The organism is Kocuria tytonicola (genome assembly GCF_003687175.1).
In the GTDB taxonomy this organism is placed as follows: Bacteria; Actinomycetota; Actinomycetes; order Actinomycetales; family Micrococcaceae; genus Kocuria; species Kocuria tytonicola.
On record NZ_RDEX01000001.1, the window covers coordinates 1447072 to 1465094 of the forward strand.

Below are 18023 nucleotides of genomic sequence, written 5' to 3' on the forward strand. Positions count from 1 at the left end.
TCATGGCCGCGAACTCCACCACCCTCACCGCCCCCGGCACCATCAGCCCCAAGGTGTTCTGGCCCGTACTCGTGGGCCTCGCGCTCACCTTCGCCGGGTCGTTCCTGGCGGCGGTCACCCCGGACATGCTCACCGGCCTGGGCGCGTTCGCGGTTCCCATGTCCATGGCGCTGACCGCGGTCGCGCAGGGCATCACCGCGTACCTGAAGCACGACGAGCTGCGGACTATCGGCGTGGACGCCACCGCCGCGGTGCTGCCCGCCGCGCCGACCGTGCTCCCACCGGTCGTGGACGAGACCAGCACCGAGTCCACCGTGGCGGACGCCCCGGACACCGCCGGGGACCTGCAGGCCGAACTCGACGCACTGCACTGCGACACCCGGGCCTGACCCCAGGCAGCGAAGCGCCCCCACCGTGATGGTGGGGGCGCTTTCGTCATGCCCGGGGCCGTGCGTTCAGTCCAGTGCCGCGGCTGCAGCCTGGTCCGCGTCGTCCGCGAGGTGCCCGTACGTGTCCGACGTCGTCTTGATGGACTCGTGCCCGAGCCGCCGCTGGATCACGGTCAGAGGCACCCCTGCCGCGATCAACCACGAGGCGTGCGTGTGGCGCAGGTCGTGGATCCGCGGCGCTGCCCGCAGCTGGTCTTCCAGATCCCGCAGCATCGGCTGCCACACGGCCTTGTGGAACTCGTGGTTCCACACCGGGCCGCCTTGCGGTGCCGTGAACAGCAGATCATCCCGCTTGCGCTCGCCAGCCACTCCCCGCACCAGCGCGGTCACAGCCGCGGGCATCGACACGGTACGTCGGCCCCGCGCCGTCTTGGGCGCCCCCACGACCCAACCCCGCCCGGCCTCCTTCCAGGCCCGCGTCACCGACACGCTCCCGCGCTCGCGGCTGGTGTCAACGTCGCGGACCCGCAGCGCGGTGGCTTCGGACCATCTCAGCCCGGTGCCGGCGAGGAAGTGCACGAGGGGGGAGTAGCGCGCGGGCACAGCCTCGGCGATGAGGGCGACCTCCTCGCGAGTGAGGAAGACGGGCTCGCGCCGTGTGGTGGAGCGGGGGAAGCGGGCGCCGTGCGCGACGTTCGTGGGGATGATGCCGTCCTGGACGGCCTGAGAGAGCGCAGCCGAGAGCAGGCTGTGGACGTTCCTCTTCGATTTCACGGCCAGGGGAAGACCGTTGAGCCAGGAGGCCACGTCCTGCCGTGTGAGCGTGTCCACGGGGATGGGGCCGATGGAGGCCGCGGTGATGTGCCGCTGGGCGAGCCTGCGGTAGCGGTGGCGGGTTCCATCGGTGACCGCGGTCAACCCCTCGATGTGCGCGCCCACCACGGTGGCGACCGTGTCCGCCGTGGAGCGGAGACGGGACGCTGACTGCGCCGCCAGCGCGAACGACTGCCCGTTGGCGTTGAGGAAGTCCCGCAGCTCGAGAGCATCCTGCTGAGTGGCCATCGATCGCGAAGTCTGCTTGCCGGAGTCGGCATCACGCCAGAGCACCGCCCACACGGTCGTGCCGTCCTTGCGCACGCGCTCTCGGATGCTCGCCATGGTCCCGAGCATAGGGCCGTGTCAACGAAAATCGGCCTCGTGTCAACGAGACCGATTCCACCCCGCTCTGACTAGGCGGTTTATGGTGCCCCAGGAGGGAGTCGAACCCCCGACCAAGAGATTAGAAGGCTCCTGCTCTATCCACTGAGCTACTGGGGCGTGCTGCGGGCAACGAGACCCTACTTTAGCAACGCCGCAGCGCCGTCCGATGCGCGCGCCCGTGCGGAGCGCCCTCCCCAGCTCCGAGCACGACGGCGCCCGGTCGGCCGTTCTCCCCAGTTCCGTCCGCCGTCGGGCACCCGGGCGCGGGGCGCAGCACAGTGGGAGCACCCCGTACCGGGGCACATTTCTCGCCCGCTGTGAACGGCCTCGGGGCCGCAGACCGGAACCGGGCGAGCACGAACGAGGAGCACTCCATGAGCGAGCACATCACCCTTCGCGGATTCGTGGGCAAGGACCCGGAATCCCACCTCTTCGAGGACGGCACCATGGTGGCCCGGTTCCGTCTGGCCACCACGTCCCGGCGCTTCGACGCCGCCACGAACACGTGGCACGACACCAGCACGAACTGGTACACGGTCCGCTGCTTCCGATCCCTGGCCATGCACGTCATGGCCAGCGTGCGCTGCGGGCACCCCGTGGTGGTCACCGGCAAGCTGGGCATCAACGAGTGGCAGTCGGAGAACGGGCCCCGCACCGTGGTGCAGGTGGACGCGGCCGCGGTGGGTCACGATCTGAGCTTCGGCACCGCCAACTTCTCCCGCTCCAGTGGGCGGGCCCAGCGCCAGGACGCGCAGGACGGAGGTAGCCACGAGGGCACCCGGACCGGCGGCGGGTCGAACCCGGAGGCGCGGGGGACCGGCGCCACCCGGGACGGCGGCGGCACCGGTCCCGGGGAGGGGCAGGGCCGCGCCGGCACCGAACCGGGGGAGGACCGCTACCGGGACGCACAGGCACTGGGCCTCGCGGAAGAGGGATTCGTGGACCTGGAGTCCGGGGCGGTCCTGGCTGTGGCCCGGGACGACGACACGTTCCGCGATCCGACCGGGGGCACACGCGAGCGCGGGACCGCGAACGGGGATCCCGGGCGTTCGTGTGAGGACGCGGCCGGTACGGACGCGGATGGCGGGGACGCGGACCAGGAGGCGGCCAAAGACCGGGCACCGGCGGTGGCGTCCCACTGAGCGTGCACCGTGGCGCCCGCTCCGGGCGGGGGCGCGTGGCACCCGGAAGCACGCCCCCGTTCCGGCCCGGACGTGCCCGGAGGGTGGCTCGGAGCGGGGCGGCGGCGCGGTAGCCTGGAGGGCATGGCGGAATTTATCTACACCATGAACAAGGCCCGCAAGAAAGTGGGCGACAAAGTCATCCTGGACGACGTCACCATGTCGTTCTTCCCGGGCGCCAAGATCGGCGTCGTGGGCCCGAACGGCGCGGGCAAGTCGACCATCCTGAAGATCATGGCAGGGCTGGACCAGCCCTCCAACGGCGAGGCGCGGCTGAGCCCCGGCTACTCCGTGGGCATCCTGCTGCAGGAGCCCCCGCTGAACGAGGACAAGACCGTTCTCGGCAACGTGGAGGAGGGCGTGGGCGAGATCAAGGCCAAGCTCGACCGCTTCAACGAGATCTCCGCGGAAATGGCCGAGCCGGACGCGGACTTCGACGCCCTCATGGAGGAGATGGGCAAGCTGCAGGAGGAGATCGACGCCGCGAACGCGTGGGATCTCGACTCCCAGCTGGAACAGGCCATGGACGCTCTGCGCTGCCCGCCGCCGGACGCGGACGTGAAGGTGCTCTCCGGTGGTGAGCGCCGCCGTGTGGCCCTGTGCAAGCTGCTGCTGGAGAAGCCGGACCTGCTGCTGCTGGACGAGCCCACCAACCACCTGGACGCCGAGTCCGTGCTGTGGCTCGAGCAGCACCTGGCGAGCTACCCCGGTGCCGTGCTGGCCGTGACCCACGACCGGTACTTCCTGGACCACGTCGCGGAGTGGATCTGCGAGGTGGACCGTGGGCGCCTGTACCCCTACGAGGGCAACTACTCCACGTACCTCGACACCAAGGCTAAGCGCATGGAGGTCCAGGGCAAGAAGGACGCCAAGCAGGCCAAGCGTCTGAAGGACGAGCTGGAGTGGGTGCGCTCCAACGCGAAGGGCCGCCAGACCAAGTCCAAGTCCCGTCTGGCCCGCTACGAGGAGATGGCTGCGGAGGCCGAGAAGACCCGGAAGCTGGACTTCGAGGAGATCCAGATCCCGCCGGGACCCCGCCTGGGCAACCAGGTGATCGAGGCCAGCAACCTGCAGAAGGGCTTCGGGGACCGCTCGCTCATCAACGGTCTCTCGTTCTCCCTGCCCCGCAACGGCATCGTGGGCGTGATCGGTCCCAACGGCGTGGGCAAGTCCACGCTGTTCAAGACCATCGTGGGTCTCGAGGAGCTGGACGGCGGCGAGCTCAAGGTGGGCGACTCCGTGGAGATCTCCTACGTGGACCAGAACCGCTCCAACCTGGACCCGGAGAAGACCCTGTGGGAGGTCGTCTCGGACGGGCTCGACTACATCAACGTGGGCAAGGTGGAGATGCCGTCCCGCGCGTACGTCTCCGCGTTCGGCTTCAAGGGTCCGGACCAGCAGAAGAAGGCGGGAGTGCTCTCCGGTGGTGAGCGCAACCGCCTGAATCTGGCGCTGACCCTCAAGCAGGGCGGCAACCTGCTCCTGCTGGACGAGCCCACCAACGACCTCGACGTCGAGACCCTCGGCTCCCTGGAGAACGCGCTGCTGGACTTCCCGGGCTGCGCCGTGGTGGTCTCCCACGACCGCTGGTTCCTGGACCGCGTGGCCACCCACATCCTTGCGTGGGAGGGCACCGAGGAGAACCCGGACACCTGGTACTGGTTCGAGGGCAACTTCGACGCCTACGAGGAGAACAAGGTGGAGCGCCTCGGCGCGGAGGCCGCCCGCCCCCGCCGTCTGACCCACCGCCGCCTCACGCGCGACTGACCTCGGATCCGTCCGAGTACCCCGACGCCCCCGGCCACCGACAGCACGTCGGCGACCGGGGGCGTCGTCGTCCCGGGGCACCCCCTGCTCAGCCGCGGCCCTCCGGCGGGGTGGCGGGCACGCGCAGGAACGCGAGCCGCCCGGTCTTGCCCGGCAGCTCGACGGCGGGCCCCAGCTCGAAGCCCATGGCGACGGCACGGGAGAGGGCCCGCTCGTTGGACACGTCCGGCTCGGCGACGATCCGTCGCGTGCTCCCGTGGCGGGCAATCTGCCCCAACGCCGCCCGACCGAGGGCCGCCGTGAGCCCGGGCCGCCGACGCCGCACGGGAGCCAGCAGCACGTGGATCCCGAGGTCCCCGGGCTCCACCCGGTAGAGCGCGCCCACGGGATCGGCGTGCGGCTCGTAGCTCTGGAACAGGCCCACGGGCTCGCCGTCCAGCTCGATGAGCCACGCGTGGTGGGTGGGTGAGGCCTCCAGGTACGTGTAGATCTCCTGCACCTCCCGGACGCTCAGCCCGTTCATCCCCCAGAACCGTGCGCGCGGCGCGCTGACCCACTCGTGCAGCAGTGCGGCGTCGCGCGCTGGGTTCACAGGGCGCAGCGCGGCACGCGGGGCCTCGGTCTCTCCGTCACCCGTGGGCTCCAGGGGACCCAGGTCCAGCACGGCACCCGTGGGCCCCACCGCACCCGCCGGGACCCACGGCAGAGCGTGGTCCAACTCGCCGCGGGCCCACCGCGCGAGCGGGCTCCCGCCCCGGGCAGGGGTCTCGGCGGAGGTCGACCCGGCTTCCGGGGTCCCGGACAGCGGGTGCCCGGCGAACGACGACCCGACGTCCGGGGCACCGGAACGCGGGTGCCCGTCCGCGCGGCCCGGCAGGATGGGGGCCGGCGCGCTGGCGGCCGGTGCTTCGGGGGTCTGCGCGCCGACGTCCGCAACGCCGGGGGACTCGCGGCCGTCCCCCACGGAAGCGCTGGCCCTCCGATCCACCGGATCGGGGGTGATCCACCACGACGCCGCCGGGTCCGCGAGGTCCCACAGCACCCGCGCCGCGGGCACCCGCAGGCACGCGGGCCCCGTACCGGGCACGGTTCCGGTGGCGAGCAAGCAGTCGGTGTCCCCGCCCACGGGCACCGGGTCCACGGCCGTGGCGGCGGGCTCGCCGCGCCACGGGGTGAAGGCGTGCAGCGTTCCCCACGCGGGCAGCACCTGACCACCCGCCGCGAGGTGCTCCTCGGCCACCCGCTCCAGGGCGACCAGTGCGCAGGTCGTGACGTCCACACCGAGCGCGGGGCCGCGGCGGAGGACGTTCTCCACCGCGAGCCCCACACGCCCCGGGCCGTACAGGAACGGGTCCCACACCGCGGGCCTGCCGGTGGGCCCGGTCAGGGCACGCAGTTCCGTGCCGGCCACGAGCTCGCGCACGAACGCATCGCGCCACACGGCGAACCACGAGGCCCCGGTGGACTCCGCGGCCATGCTCCCGTCCCACGAGAGCAGCCGGGCACGCACCCACGACGCCGCATGGGACAGCCGGGGTGGTCGCCCGTCATCGGACGTGGTTCCTGCGCCCGGGCGCCGTGCCGGAGTGGACGCCACCCCGGAACTCGAGGCCGCGCCCGGGCCCGCATCCAGTATTGGGTCCGCAGCCGGTGCTGGGCCGGAAGCCGTTGTCGGAGCGGGCCCACCTGCCGGGTGCGCGGCACCCCCTCCGGTCTCCGGGGCGGCCGACGCCGATCCCGGAGCGGGCTCTGCAAACAGGAACCTCAGCAGTCCGGGCCAGTGCGGGGCGGCGGTGTCCAGCTGCGCGGCGGCCAGGTCCTCCAGGATCACGGTGCCGTGCCGGTCCACCGCGTGCCGGAGCAGTGCGGTGGCGCGCTGCGCCCGGTGCGGGGATGCGCACGCCAGCCGGACCGCCGATCCGCCGGGGGAGGAAGGCCGCTGGTTGGCGCGCACCGTGACCTCCCGCAGCTCGCGGCGCGGCTCGTGCTCCCCGAGGAACGCCCCGACCACGGCGTGGCAGCACGCTCCCTCGTCGTCCGCCGCGAGCAGGTCGTTGCACGGCACCGCCCAGCCGGTGAAGGCGTCCACCACGTCGTCCGCGGTGCGCGCCAGCAGGGTCTCCCGGCATGCCGCGAGCGCCCGCGCGGTGTCCGGCACGGGGGCGGGGGTCACCACGGTGACGGTCGCGCGGTCGCCGGCCGCGGCGTCGTCGAGGGCGTTCTGCTCCGCCCCGGTGCCGGGGAGCACGAAGCCCGCCGCGCAGCGCCACACGGAGCACGGTCGCTCCACGCCGTCCCGCGCCCGCAGCACCGTGCGGTGCCGTTCGAGGGGCTCGCCCGTGTCCGCCACGCGCCACGCACCGGCCCGGTGCTCCAGGGCCACGTCCGTGACCGTCTCGGTGACCGTCATGGCAGCGGTGATGGCCCACGCCGCGGATTCGGTGCGCCCGAAGTGGGGCACCCCCGGCAGACCGACGAGCGCAAGCCCCCGCACCCGCAGGCCCGGCGCGGACAGGCAGACCGGCTGGTACGGTCCGGACTCCTCCACGATCCGGTGCGGGTCCGCCGCGAGCAGGGGCGCGCCGCTGGCGGAGAGGTGACCGGGCACGAGCCACGCGTTGGACCCGGCGGCCGCCGGGGACTCGGCGTCCAGCACGGGAACCCACGCTTCGCCCAGGGTGGCGCGCACGCGGCGTCGCCACAGCTGCTCGGGCAGGCTGCCCGTGAGCAGGTGGGCGTCCAGGTGCACGGCGACCGGGGTCCACGGGTCCCACGGCCGGACGGGAGTGTCCGCCACCCCGGCCGCGCGGGCTTGGGGGGTCTCAACCCACACCTCGGCCAGCGCCTCGCTCATCCCGCGGGCGTAGGCCGCGAAGAACGCGCGGTCCTCGGGCGACGACGCCTCCCACCAGCGCCGCGCGGTGCCCACCACGTCCACCGCGAGACTCAGCTGATCGGCGTCGAGGGCGTCCGGGCCCACGAGCTCCGCGGAGCGCGCCTCGGCCCGGCGTCGCAGGACCTCCGCGTACCAGGCGCGGTCCACCCCGGTGACGTACCCGTGGCCGTGGGCGAGCGCGGTGAGGTCCTCGGCCTGCACGTGGGGCACCCCGTGGGGGTCGCGGAACAGCTGCCAGCCGGCTCCCGCGCTCACCGTGCGCCGTCCCGGAACGTGGCCAGCGGGTTCTCCAGCCGCCCCGCGTAGGTGAGGGACGCGGACTGGTCCGTGAGGTCCACCATCTGCTGGGGGTTGCGCAGCTGCAGCCGGTTCAGGCACGAGTGGGCGAAGCTCTCCCGGAACAGGTCCAGCTCCCGCCAGTGCTGCGGGAACCGGGCACGGTGGGAGTCCAGCGCGCGGGCGGCGAGCGCCCAGAACTGGGTCTCGTCCAGCACGCCCGTGGTGTGCAGCAGCACCGCGAGGTGGCGCAGCACGCCGTCCAGGACGTCCGTGTGGATGGACAGCTCCCGCTCCTCGGGCTCGGTCACCGCGCGGATCCGCTCGATGCCCTCCGGCAGGGGGCGCTCGCTGAGCACCGCGACCTCCTCGCCCAGGTCCTTCCAGAACGCCCCCACGGGCAGTCCGTCCCGCAGCCGCAGGATGACGTTCTCGCTGTGGGGCATCAGGGCGATGTCCTGGGACAGCAGCAGGTGCGCCACCGGCACCAGGTACACGTCCAGCAGGGCGGCCACCCACTCGGCGGCGGGGACACCGGAGCGTTCGATCCACGCTCCGGCCAGGGGACGGCCCTCCCGGTCCGTGTGCAGCACCCCGGCGAGGCTCGCGGCGTGCTCGTCCGGTGCCAGCAGGGCCACGGGGGACTCCCGCCACAGGGCCGCGAGCTGCTTGGTGTGGTCCGAGCGGAGCCCGCTGCGGTGGTGCGCGTCCCCGGTGTAGCCCACCGCGGCGTGCTCCCGCAGCACGCGGATGCCGCTGCTGCTCAGCAGCTCGTCCGCGGTCACGATCTCGTGCAGCCAGTCGCTGATCGCGGGCATCGTGGCCATGTACGCGGGGGAGAGCCCCCGCAGGAAGCCCATGCTGTGCACCCCGATGGCGGTCTTGGCGTAGTCCCGCCGCGGGTCGGTGACGTCCAGGAACGTGCGCAGGGACTGCTGCGCCCGCCACGCGTGCTCGCCCTGACCCACCAGCACGAGGTCCCGGCGCAGCACGTCCGGGAGCATCCCCGGCAGGATGCGGTGCTCCCACTGCCACGGGTGCACCGGGACCACCGTGTACTCGTCCGGGTTCTCACCGACCGCGCGCACGGCGGCACGGAAGCGTTCGAACTCCGTCTGCGTGAGGTGGCGCTCCAGGTGTTCGGCGTCCGTGAGGTGCCCGCCCAGGGACACCGCGCACAGGCTCCGGCGCGCCGCGAGCCACGTGAGCGGCGTCGGCTCCGCGGCCTCCGGCGCCCAGGCCCGCTGCTCGGCGGCGCCCATGCCCACACGCCCGGAACTCGCGACGAACCCGGGGTGGCCGCGGTCCAGGAAGCGCTCCACGTCCGCGAGGTCCGCGTGCGCGAGCTCCGCCGCGGTGGGGGCGGGAGCGGCGCGGCGCTGGGCCATGGAGAACATGGTCGCCGAGAGGTCCTCCAGGTACAGGGGCAGCATCTCGTCACTGAGCCCCAGCACGTCCCGCAGGTCCAGCACGGCCTGCTGGGCGTCCGGCTCGCGGTCCGCGGACCCGGGGGCGATGCGCCGCACCGACGCCGGGTCCACCTCCCAGTGCTCCAGCGGGTGGCGCGTGGCCTCGAAGTACCAGCACGGTGCTCCCGTGCCGTCCGCCACGGTCCAGCCCGCGCCCGAGCGCTCGGGGCGCAGCATGCGCTCGTGGCTGAACTCGGAGAACATCTTGGCCAGCACGTCCCGTTCCAGGGCCCGCGCGGTCTGGCGGTCCAGCGCGGGTGCGGGGGTGGGCCGCACAGCGGACGACGACGCACGGTCACCGCCCGCGTGTTCGTTGCTCGCAGGGTGCTGACGCGGCGCCTCGGCCCCGGCGTGGGCGTGGGCGGTGATCGTCCGGGGGCTCACCGGTCGGCCTCCGCACGGGTGCTCGTGGTGCACGGGGACGCCGCGTGCTCGGGCGCCTGCCGCCCGGCGCGGTCGCTCACGGGGGCGGCGGGGTCGGTGCTGCGGTCGGAGGTGGCACCGCGGGCGCGCGCGGCACCGTGGACGGGCGCGGCGTCGTCCTGCGCGGCGGGGCGCTCGACCACGCTCACGCACGCGGTCTTGCCCGGCAGGCGGGCCTCGCCGACCTCCCGGAACCCGGCCCAGCGGTTGATCGCCCGGATCCGTTCGTTGCGCACGTCCGGCTCCACGAGCACCCGTTGCACGCCGGGGTCCGACCACAGGAACCGCAGGGCCGCGGCCATCACGGCGCGCGTGGTGCCGGGAACGGGGCGGTCGGCGGGGGCCACGAAGAGGTGCAGACCGGCGTCGCCGTCGCGCACGGGCCACACGGCGGCCAGGGGGCTGCGGGCGGGGTCGTAGGTCTCCAGCAGGGCCAGCGGGGTGCCGTGCTCGCTCACGATCCAGGCGTCCTCCCCGGGGGCGGCGGCCATCCGGCGGTACTCCGCGAGCACCTGCTCGGGGGTGGCGTCCACCAGTTCCCAGGCGTGGGCGCGGGGCGCACTGAGCCACCCGTGGAGCAGGGCGAGATCGCGCTCGGGATCCACGGGGCGCAGCGAGAACGTGCGGTCCTGGGAACGGACCTCCACCGCACCGTCCCCCCAACGCTCGGCCGCGAGGCGGGGAACGGTGTCGCCCTGGGGGATCCGGCCGAAGCTCTGGAACGTGGTGTGCTCCTCGGTGGCGTACGGGGCCCGGCCGGTGACGTGGGCCAGCACGTGCGCGTTGCGCAGCGGTCCCATGCCCAGGTCCGGGGCCGTCAGCGCGTGGGTGTGCTCGCCGTGGTTGAGCACGTGCACGGTGCCGTCCGGGCTCGCGCGGTGGTGCCGGTCCGGGCTCAGCCGGCCCGCGGCGTCGGTCGAGAGCTGGTCGGTGACCGTTGCGAGCCAGTCCAGATCCGCGGGGCGGTAGCCGGTGGCGGCCACCACGGTGTCCGTGACGGTCTCGCGCACGCGGTGGTTCTCGGTGCTGCGCCAGCGCAGGACGGTGCGCCCGCCCTCGTGCCAGGCGTCCGTGAGCTCGGTCGCGGCCACGAGCCGCACGGGGGCCGCGTCCGCGTGGCGGCGCACGTAGAGGGCCTCGTGGATCGCGTCGATCGTGTCGTCCGAGATGCCGCGGTGCAGCTGGGGCTGGGAGGCGTTGAGCCGTTCCCGGTCCGCCTCGGGCAGGGCCCGGAAGTGGTCCAGGTAGTCGGGGGAGGTCAGCTCCAGGCTGAGCTTGGAGTACTCCATGGGGTAGAAGCGCGGGGAGCGCGTGATCCAGTCCACGGCGGGCGCGTCCGGGGCGCTGACGAGGTCCAGGAACACCTCCGCGGCGGACTGTCCGGAGCCCACCACCGTGACGTGCCGTCGGCGCAGGAGATCCTCCCGGTGCCCCAGGTAGTCCCCGGCGTGGACGGTGTCCCCGGAGACCGCCTCCAGCTGCGGCGGCACGGCGGGCACGGTTCCGGTGCCCACCACGAGGTGACGGGTCCACCACGAGCGCGACTCGCCGTGGGCCGCCGCGGTGACGCACCACGGGCCCTCGCCCGCGGGCCGGGTGACCTCCGTGACCCGGTGGCCCCAGTGGATCCCGCGTGCCCGCTCGGCGGCCCAGCGGCAGTACGCGTTGTAGTCCCGGCGCAGGGGGTAGAAGGACTCCCGCACGTAGAAGGGGTACAGCTCGTCCGTCTCCTTGAGCCACTGCAGGAAGGAGAACCGGGAGGTAGGATCGGCCATGGTCACGAGGTCCGCGAGGAACGGGACCTGCAGCGTGGCGTCCTCGAACAGCAGCCCGGGGTGCCAGTCGAAGCCGTCCGCGGCGTCCAGGAACGCGGCGCGCACGTCCCGCAGGGGGTCCGTGAGGCACGCGAGTCCGAGCCCGAACGGTCCCACCCCCACGCACAGCAGGTCCAGCGGCAGCTCGGGGGTGCCCCGGTCCGCGGGGCACGCGGTGGGCGACGGGGTCTCGTGGGGTGTCATGCGCAGGCCTTTCCGGTGTTCTGGTGCTCGGTCAGGGGCAGAGCGGTCTCGTGGACCAGCTCCAGGACGCCCTGCATGTCCTGCAGGGTGGTCTCGGGGTTCAGCAGCGTGAGCTTGAGGCACGGGCGCCCGGCCACCTCGGTCTCGGCGATCGTGGCGCGGCCCGTGTCCCAGACCGCGCGGCGGATCGCGCGCACCCACGGGTCGGGATCCCCGGGCGCGGGGCCGCCGGCGGGCGGCAGCCAGCGGAACAGCACCGTGCTCAGGGTCGGCTCGCACACGAGCTCGAAGCGGGGGTCCGCGCGCAGTACGTCCGCGACCCGCGCCGCGAGGTCGATCACGGTGTCGAGCATCCCGCCGATCGCGTCCGGTCCCACGGTGCGCAGCGTGACCCACAGCTTGAGGGCGTCGAAGCGGCGCGTGGTCTGCAGCGAGCGGTCCACCTGATTGGGCTCGGGGGTGTCCGCGGGGTTGAGGTAGGCCGCGTGGTGGGCGCAGTGGCGCAGGGTGCGCCCGTTGCGCACCACCACGGCCGAGCAGCTCACGGGCTGGAACCACGTCTTGTGGTAGTCCACGGTCACCGAGTCCGCGTGCTCGATCCCGGCCAGCCGGTCGCGGTGCGTGGGGGAGACGAGCAGCCCGCCCCCGTACGCGGCGTCCACGTGCAGCCAGATCCCGTGCTCGCCGCACAGCCGCGCGAGCTCGGGCAGCGGATCGACCATCCCCCGGTCCGTGGTGCCCGCCGTGGCCACCACCGCCATGGGCGTGAGCGACTGCTCCCGCAGGTCCACGACCGTCCGGCGCGCCGCGGCCACGGACAGCGCGCCAGTCTCGTCCACCGGCACGGGGATCACGCAGTCGTCGTCGAGACCCAGGATCCGCGCCGCCGTGACCACCGAGAAGTGGCTCTCGGCGCTGGCCAGGATGCGCAACGACGCCGCCCGCACCGGTCGCGGCGCTGCCCCCGGCTGCTGCCCGCTCGCCTCGAGGGCCTCGTCCCTGGCCAGCATCAGGGCCTGCAGGTTGGAGGTGGTCCCGCCCGGGGTGAACATGCCGTCCGCGGCGGCGGGGAAGCCGATGCGCCCCGCTGTCCAGGACAGCAGCGAGCGCTCGATCGCGGTGGCCGCCTTGGACTGGTCCCACGTGTCCATGGACACGTTCACCGTGGCCGCCAGCGCCTCCGCGGCCACCGCCGGGACGGCCACGGGGCAGTTCAGGTGCGCGAGCGTGCGCGGGTGGTGGAACCACACGGCGTGGCGCAGCCACGTGCGGTCCAGCTCGTCCACGGTGGCGTCGAAGTTCCCGAGCGGGGTGTCCAGGTCGATGCGCTCCACGGCGCCCGCCATGTCGCGGTGCTCGGCGGGCTCGTGGGGCTGCTGGGCGCCTGCGATCCGTGCGGCGCCGGCGGCCGTGGCCGCGGTGACGTCCCGCATCAGATCCGCAACGGTGTCCTGGTGCAGCAGGGGTGAACTCATGGAACGGTGCTTCTTTCCGTCGGGTGCACTCGTGGGACGTAATAGGATACGAATTCGTCACCTATTCAACAGCAGGTTAGGCTAACCTAAGCATCAGGCTTTGGACAGTCGCGTCCGGCACGCGGACCCGTTCCGCGCGATGGCCCGTGAACCGGCAGACCCCCAGAGGCGCGGCAGCGCGCGGGGGACCGGTACGGCGTCGTCGTCCTGACCGAGACCGAGATCACGGTGCCCGCGGGCACCCACCGAGCGAGGAGAACCATGCCCCACTGGGAACGACTGGCCGTGCGCGCCCTGGGGGCCTCGGAGACCAGGCTCACCGTGGTGGCCCGGCGGGACGTGAGCCCCACCTACGCGCGCATCACGGTGCGGGACGAGGGCTTCCTGGCCCGGCACACCCCGTTCCCCACACTGTGGTTGCGGCTGTGGTTCACGCACGAGGGCAGGGACCACCAGCGCGCGTTCACGGTGATCGACCCGCGCCCCGAGGAGGGCCTGTTCGACCTGGAGTTCGCCTTGCACCACGGCGCGGCGTCCGACTGGGCGCGCACGTGCGCGCCGGGGGACAGCATCCGTGCCTCGCTGCTGGGCAGCACCCCGCCGTGGCAGCCCAAGAAGCATCCCCGCCGCGGGACCCCCGAGGCGCCGTCCGCGGCGCTCGACGCGGACTTCGCGGGGCGCACCGTGATCGTGGGGGACCCCGCGAGCCTGCCGGCCGTGAACTCGATGCTCACCCGGCTGTCCTCCCGGGACGTGGAGGTGTGGTTCGAGTACCGCAACCCCGATGACGAATCCCTCCCGCTGGCCGCCGCCGAGCACCACCGCGTGCGCCGCATCCGGCGCCGCGGGGAGGGCGACGAGCTCGCGGACGCCGTCCTGAGCCACTGGGACGCCGAGAGCCCCGGGGCCGGGGACAGGTTCTGGATCGCCGTGGAGGCGCAGCAGAACCGGAAGCTGAGCACCACCCTGCGGACCCGCTACGGCGTGCCGCGCACGAACATCGACGCCACGGCGTACTGGAGGAGCACATGAGCACCCTGACCGCACCCGAGACCGCCCCGGTGCGCACGAGCAACGGTTTCTGGTGGCTGCTGTGGGCGCTGTACACCACCCAGTTCATCGGGGCCTCGTTCCTCTCCACCGGGCTGGTGGGCATCCTGCGGGACGGCGGCACGGACCTCGGCACGCTCGGGCTGCTGCAGCTGCTGGCCCTGGTCTGGCCGCTGAAGTTCCTGTGGGCGCCCCTGCTGGACCGCTGGTCCCCGGGTCGCTCCCGCGGCCACTTCCGCTCGTGGCTGCTGGTGCTCCAGCCACTGATGGTGGTGTCCCTGCTGGCCATGGCCGTGGTCGGGGATCCCCAGGACGGCCTGGGGGCGGTCGTGGCGCTCGCCGCCGCCTTCGTGGTCTTCTCCGCCACCCAGGACATTGCCGCGGACGCCCTGTCGGTGCGCGGACTCACGAGTGAGCAGCACGACCTCGGCGCGGGGATCCAGGTGGGCGCGAGCTACATCGGCACCGTGATCGGCGGCGGACTGGCCCTTCTGGTCTACGAGGCCTGGGGGTGGCGCGTCGCCGTCGTGGTGCTGGCCCTGTGCACCGCGCTCGCCATGGTCCCCGTGCTGCGGCACAGCGAGACCGAGCGCGTGGTCCCGGACCCCGAGGTGGGGAGGCTCTCGGCCATGTTCGGTGTGCTGAGCGTCCCCGGGGCCCGTGTGTGGGGGCTCGTGGCCGTGCCGCTCGTGGCGCTGGGCTCGGCGGCGGTGTGGTCGCTCGTGACCCCCGCGCTCGTGGACGCCGGGTGGTCCCTCGGATTCATCGGCACGGTGACGTCCGTGGTCGCCGCGGTCCCCGCGCTCGGTGCGGCACTGCTGGGCGGGCGACTGTGCCGCCGGTACGGACGCGGGGTGACCCTGCTGATCGGCGCCGCGATCCAGCTGCTCGGCGGGCTGTGCTTCGTCCCCGTGGTGTGGAGCGCGCTGGCCGTGCCGCACGGCGCGCAGGTGGGCCTCGGTGTGGTGGGGGCGTGCGGCGTGCTCGCGGGCTACACCGTGATGAACACGGGCATCTACGCCGTGAACCTGGACATCTCCCGCCCGGGCCACGCGGGCGCCGACTTCACGCTGCTGAGCTCCATCTCCATGCTGGGCGGAACCATCGGCGCCTCGGCGGGGCTGGTGCTCGCCAGCATCACCGGCTACGGCGTCTCGCTCGTGCTCGGACTCGCGCTCGTGGTGCTCGGGGTGCTGCTCTGCCGCTCCCACCCGCTGCTCGCGCGCCACTGAGCGACGCACGACGCAGGGCCGGAGGCACGTGCCTCCGGCCCTGCGTCGTCCCCGGGGGCCTCACATGCGCCCGGGGTGGTGCTCAGTGGAACTCGGGGAGGCGCATCATGCCCTCCTGCGCGGTGGTGGCGATCATCGTGCCGTCCCGGGTGAACATCTTCCCGATCGACAGCCCGCGGGCCGAGGACGCGCTCGGGGAGGTCTGCGTGTACAGGATCCACTCGTCCGCGCGCGCGAAGCGGTGCCACCACATGGCGTGGTCCAGGGAGGCCACGTTCATGCCGCGCTCGCCCCACGAGCGGCCGTGGCGGCGCAGGATGGGTTCCATCATCGTGTAGTCGGACACGTACGCCAGGGCCGCACGGTGGATGGCGGGGTCGTCCGGCAGGGGGGCCAGGGCCTTGACCCACACCGCGTTGTAGGAGTCCGTGGAGCCCTGCCACGGCAGGAACAGGGGCTCGGTGATGTAGCGCATGTCGAAGGGGCGCTCGAAGGCCTGCGCCCGGGCCTCGGGGATGTCCAGGGCGCCGAACGTCTCGCGCAGGGACGGCAGGGACTCCGGGTCCGGGACGTTCTGCGGCATCTCGTCCTGGTGCTCCAGCCCCTCCGCGGGCACCTGGAAGGAGGCGATCATCGACAGGATGGTCTTGCCCTCCTGGTACGCGTGGATCCGGCGCGCGGAGAAGGACCGGCCGTCCCGCACACGCTCCACGCCGAACGTGATGGGCAGCTCGATGTCCCCGCCGCGCAGGAAGTACGCGTGCAGGGAGTGGATGGCCCGCTCGGGGTCCACGGTGCGCATCGCGGCCATCGCCGCCTGGGCCAGGACCTGTCCACCGTAGACGCGGGCGCGCGGCGTGGTGATGGTGCGTCCCACGAAGATGTCCTCGGTGGTGCGGGCGCCGCCGCCGTCCGCGAGGTCGAGCATGGTGATGAGGGAGCCCACGGGGTCTTGGGTCGGGTCCAGAGTCATGGACCCACTCTAAACCGGGGCGTGAGTGTGGTGTGATGGGAGCATGACTTCCCTCAACGTGCCCGTGCAGATGCGCTTCTTCGACCAGGACCAGTACGGCCACATCAACAACGTGACCATGCTGCGCTACTTCGAGGACGCCCGCGTGCGGCTCACCGCGTCGCCCATCACGAAGGACCCGGACCACGGGATCCCGGAGGACACCACGTTCCGCGAGTCCGTGGGAGAGCTGCGCACCGTGGTGGCGCACCAGAGCGTGGACTACAAGGAGCAGCTGTTCTTCCGCATGGACCTGGTCTACGTGCGCACGTGGATCTCGCGGGTGGGCGGTTCGTCGTTCACCATCTCCTACAGCCTGCAGGAGGAGGACGGCTCCCACGTGTACGCGCAGGGCGAATCCGTGATCGTGGTCATGGACCCCGAGTCCGGTAAGAGCGTCAAGCTCTCGGAGGACCACCGGGCCCTGCTGGCCACCCTGGAGGACGACGTCAAGTACCCGCACGCCCGATGAGCTCCCCCCGGGACGCCCATCCCGAGGGCTTCGCGCTGCTGGACCGGCGGGACGCGGCGGACCTGGCCACCTACCTCAGCCGCGCGCGCTCGGTGGACCCCCAGGCCGCGGTGCGGCTGCAGGGTGCGGGCCGCGTGCTCGCGGTGTGGGTCTCGGTGGTCCACCCCGCGGGTCTGCTGGACAGCGCCCCCGTGGTCCTGGGACTGCGCACGGTGGGTCTCGCCGAACCCGCCGCGCTGGACGTGACCGTGGCGGCGTCGGCCATCACGGACCGGCTCGCGCGCACGGCGGGGGAGGGCGCCCCTGACGACGACGCCGTGTTGCTGAGTGCCCCGCCCCAGCAGGTCTCCGCCTCCTGGGCCGGCATCGTCGCGCCCCGCGGCGGCTGGTCCGGGGTGGGCGCGGTGGACGCCGAGCGGGTCCGGGACGTGGCGCGCCGGGGCGTTCAGGCGGTCTCGGACGCCGTCCCGGTGGACTCGGGCGCCGCCGTGGTGCAGAAGGTGCGCTCCCGCGTGTGGGGCGCAGCCTCTGGGTGGGGACCGCCGGAGAGCCCCGCCATCCCGGACGGCGCCGCCTTCGCGCTGGACGTCCTGGGCTTCCTCCCGCCCACGGTGCAGCAGGTCCAGGTGGCCGCCGAGCAGAGCGGGCAGTGGGTGCGGCTGAGCACCGCCGCCGGCCACGTGCTGGTCAAGCCGCAGCGCTGAGCCCACCGCGGCGCCCGCCAGGGTCAGCCCGGGCGGTTCACCATGGCGTGGGCCGCGCGGTCGAAGTAGTCCCACATGATGCCGTCGTGCAGCGGGGACAGCTCCACCGCGTCCATGGCCGCGCGCATGTGCCGCAGCCACGTCTCGCGCGCCCACGAGTCCACGGGGAACGGGGCGTGGCGCATCCGCAGCCGAGGGTGCCCGCGCTGCTCCGAGTACGTGGTGGGTCCGCCCCAGTACTGTTCCAGGAACATCCGCAGCCGTTCCTCGGCCGGGCCGAGGTCCTCCTCCGGGTACAGGGCCTTGAACTCCGGGTCCTCGGCCACGCGCGCGTAGAACTCCCGGGTGAGCGTCACGAACGTCTCGTGCCCGCCCACCTGCGCGTAGAACGAGTCCGACGACGACGCCTCGGCCGCCTCCCGCGCGTCCCCCACCTGCTGGGGCGGCTGGGTCACGGGC

At 73.2% G+C, this 18023-nt stretch carries 14 protein-coding genes and 1 tRNA gene; 7 read left to right on the forward strand and 8 right to left on the reverse strand.

From position 1 onward, the window contains the following. The first annotated feature begins 2 nt into the window (after positions 1 to 2). Positions 3 to 389, forward strand: coding sequence for a hypothetical protein (locus tag EAE32_RS06620; protein ID WP_121864543.1), 387 nt, complete (start codon positions 3 to 5; stop codon positions 387 to 389). A gap of 66 nt (positions 390 to 455) precedes the next feature. On the opposite strand, the gene EAE32_RS06625 is transcribed toward EAE32_RS06620, so the two are convergent. Together EAE32_RS06625 and EAE32_RS06630 are read right to left on the reverse strand one after the other, a co-directional pair. After that, complete coding sequence (locus EAE32_RS06625; RefSeq protein WP_165860459.1) at positions 456 to 1547, reverse strand: tyrosine-type recombinase/integrase; 1092 nt, start codon at positions 1545 to 1547, stop codon at positions 456 to 458. An 83-nt stretch (positions 1548 to 1630) separates the two neighbouring features. Then, positions 1631 to 1706, reverse strand: a tRNA-Arg gene (locus tag EAE32_RS06630). Positions 1707 to 1963: 257 nt separating this feature from the next. Here EAE32_RS06630 and EAE32_RS06635 point away from each other — a divergent pair. Both EAE32_RS06635 and ettA read left to right on the forward strand, forming a co-directional pair. Further along, positions 1964 to 2731, forward strand: a complete 768-nt coding sequence (locus tag EAE32_RS06635; RefSeq protein WP_121864824.1) for a single-stranded DNA-binding protein — start codon at positions 1964 to 1966, stop codon at positions 2729 to 2731. Positions 2732 to 2854: 123 nt separating this feature from the next. Beyond that, positions 2855 to 4537 (forward strand): energy-dependent translational throttle protein EttA, encoded by a 1683-nt coding sequence (gene ettA, locus EAE32_RS06640; RefSeq protein WP_121844973.1) that lies wholly within the window; start codon positions 2855 to 2857, stop codon positions 4535 to 4537. Positions 4538 to 4625: 88 nt separating this feature from the next. Here the strand turns inward: ettA and EAE32_RS06645 are convergent, their stop codons facing one another. The 4 genes from EAE32_RS06645 to EAE32_RS06660 are packed head-to-tail and all read right to left on the reverse strand — an operon-like array spanning position 4626 to position 13094. Then, entirely contained in the window at positions 4626 to 7688 is a 3063-nt protein-coding gene (locus tag EAE32_RS06645) for a GNAT family N-acetyltransferase (protein ID WP_243635608.1), read from the reverse strand. Further along, positions 7685 to 9562 (reverse strand): IucA/IucC family protein, encoded by a 1878-nt coding sequence (locus tag EAE32_RS06650; RefSeq protein ID WP_243635609.1) that lies wholly within the window; start codon positions 9560 to 9562, stop codon positions 7685 to 7687. Before EAE32_RS06650 ends, EAE32_RS06645 begins: the two co-directional genes overlap by 4 nt. Continuing rightward, on the reverse strand, positions 9559 to 11619 hold the full coding sequence (locus EAE32_RS06655; protein ID WP_121864545.1) for a GNAT family N-acetyltransferase: 2061 nt from the start codon (positions 11617 to 11619) through the stop codon (positions 9559 to 9561). Before EAE32_RS06655 ends, EAE32_RS06650 begins: the two co-directional genes overlap by 4 nt. Continuing rightward, positions 11616 to 13094 (reverse strand): pyridoxal phosphate-dependent decarboxylase family protein, encoded by a 1479-nt coding sequence (locus tag EAE32_RS06660; protein WP_121864546.1) that lies wholly within the window; start codon positions 13092 to 13094, stop codon positions 11616 to 11618. The genes EAE32_RS06655 and EAE32_RS06660 overlap by 4 nt, the downstream gene beginning before the upstream one ends. Positions 13095 to 13355: 261 nt before the next feature. On the opposite strand from EAE32_RS06660, the gene EAE32_RS06665 reads away from it, so the two are divergent. Both EAE32_RS06665 and EAE32_RS06670 read left to right on the forward strand, forming a co-directional pair. Continuing rightward, the gene (locus EAE32_RS06665) at positions 13356 to 14126 is read left to right on the forward strand and encodes a siderophore-interacting protein (protein WP_121864547.1); all 771 of its coding nucleotides are present in this window, start codon (positions 13356 to 13358) and stop codon (positions 14124 to 14126) included. Continuing rightward, positions 14123 to 15376: an MFS transporter gene (locus EAE32_RS06670; RefSeq protein ID WP_121864548.1), complete on the forward strand. Its 1254-nt coding sequence runs from the start codon at positions 14123 to 14125 to the stop codon at positions 15374 to 15376. The genes EAE32_RS06665 and EAE32_RS06670 overlap by 4 nt, the downstream gene beginning before the upstream one ends. A gap of 82 nt (positions 15377 to 15458) precedes the next feature. On the opposite strand, the gene EAE32_RS06675 is transcribed toward EAE32_RS06670, so the two are convergent. Next, a complete protein-coding gene (locus EAE32_RS06675; RefSeq protein ID WP_121864549.1) occupies positions 15459 to 16349 on the reverse strand; it encodes an acyl-CoA thioesterase in 891 nt (296 codons plus the stop codon). A gap of 43 nt (positions 16350 to 16392) precedes the next feature. Here EAE32_RS06675 and EAE32_RS06680 point away from each other — a divergent pair, with 43 nt between their 5' ends. Both EAE32_RS06680 and EAE32_RS06685 read left to right on the forward strand, forming a co-directional pair. Beyond that, the gene (locus EAE32_RS06680) at positions 16393 to 16860 is read left to right on the forward strand and encodes an acyl-CoA thioesterase (RefSeq protein ID WP_121864550.1); all 468 of its coding nucleotides are present in this window, start codon (positions 16393 to 16395) and stop codon (positions 16858 to 16860) included. Beyond that, complete coding sequence (locus EAE32_RS06685) at positions 16857 to 17564, forward strand: DUF8185 domain-containing protein (protein WP_121864551.1); 708 nt, start codon at positions 16857 to 16859, stop codon at positions 17562 to 17564. Before EAE32_RS06680 ends, EAE32_RS06685 begins: the two co-directional genes overlap by 4 nt. 23 nt (positions 17565 to 17587) lie before the next feature. Here the strand turns inward: EAE32_RS06685 and EAE32_RS06690 are convergent, their stop codons facing one another. After that, positions 17588 to 17998, reverse strand: a complete 411-nt coding sequence (locus tag EAE32_RS06690; protein ID WP_121864826.1) for a globin — start codon at positions 17996 to 17998, stop codon at positions 17588 to 17590. Positions 17999 to 18023 lie beyond the last annotated feature (25 nt).

Bases quoted from the DNA above. Each gene is read 5' to 3' on its own strand.
- EAE32_RS06620 (WP_121864543.1), top strand. From the start codon at position 3: ATGGCCGCGAACTCCACCACCCTCACCGCCCCCGGCACCATCAGCCCC.
- EAE32_RS06625 (WP_165860459.1), bottom strand. From the start codon at position 1,547: ATGGCGAGCATCCGAGAGCGCGTGCGCAAGGACGGCACGACCGTGTGG.
- EAE32_RS06635 (WP_121864824.1), top strand. From the start codon at position 1,964: ATGAGCGAGCACATCACCCTTCGCGGATTCGTGGGCAAGGACCCGGAA.
- ettA (WP_121844973.1), top strand. From the start codon at position 2,855: ATGGCGGAATTTATCTACACCATGAACAAGGCCCGCAAGAAAGTGGGC.
- EAE32_RS06655 (WP_121864545.1), bottom strand. From the start codon at position 11,619: ATGACACCCCACGAGACCCCGTCGCCCACCGCGTGCCCCGCGGACCGG.
- EAE32_RS06660 (WP_121864546.1), bottom strand. From the start codon at position 13,094: ATGAGTTCACCCCTGCTGCACCAGGACACCGTTGCGGATCTGATGCGG.
- EAE32_RS06665 (WP_121864547.1), top strand. From the start codon at position 13,356: ATGCCCCACTGGGAACGACTGGCCGTGCGCGCCCTGGGGGCCTCGGAG.
- EAE32_RS06670 (WP_121864548.1), top strand. From the start codon at position 14,123: ATGAGCACCCTGACCGCACCCGAGACCGCCCCGGTGCGCACGAGCAAC.
- EAE32_RS06675 (WP_121864549.1), bottom strand. From the start codon at position 16,349: ATGACTCTGGACCCGACCCAAGACCCCGTGGGCTCCCTCATCACCATG.
- EAE32_RS06680 (WP_121864550.1), top strand. From the start codon at position 16,393: ATGACTTCCCTCAACGTGCCCGTGCAGATGCGCTTCTTCGACCAGGAC.
- EAE32_RS06685 (WP_121864551.1), top strand. From the start codon at position 16,857: ATGAGCTCCCCCCGGGACGCCCATCCCGAGGGCTTCGCGCTGCTGGAC.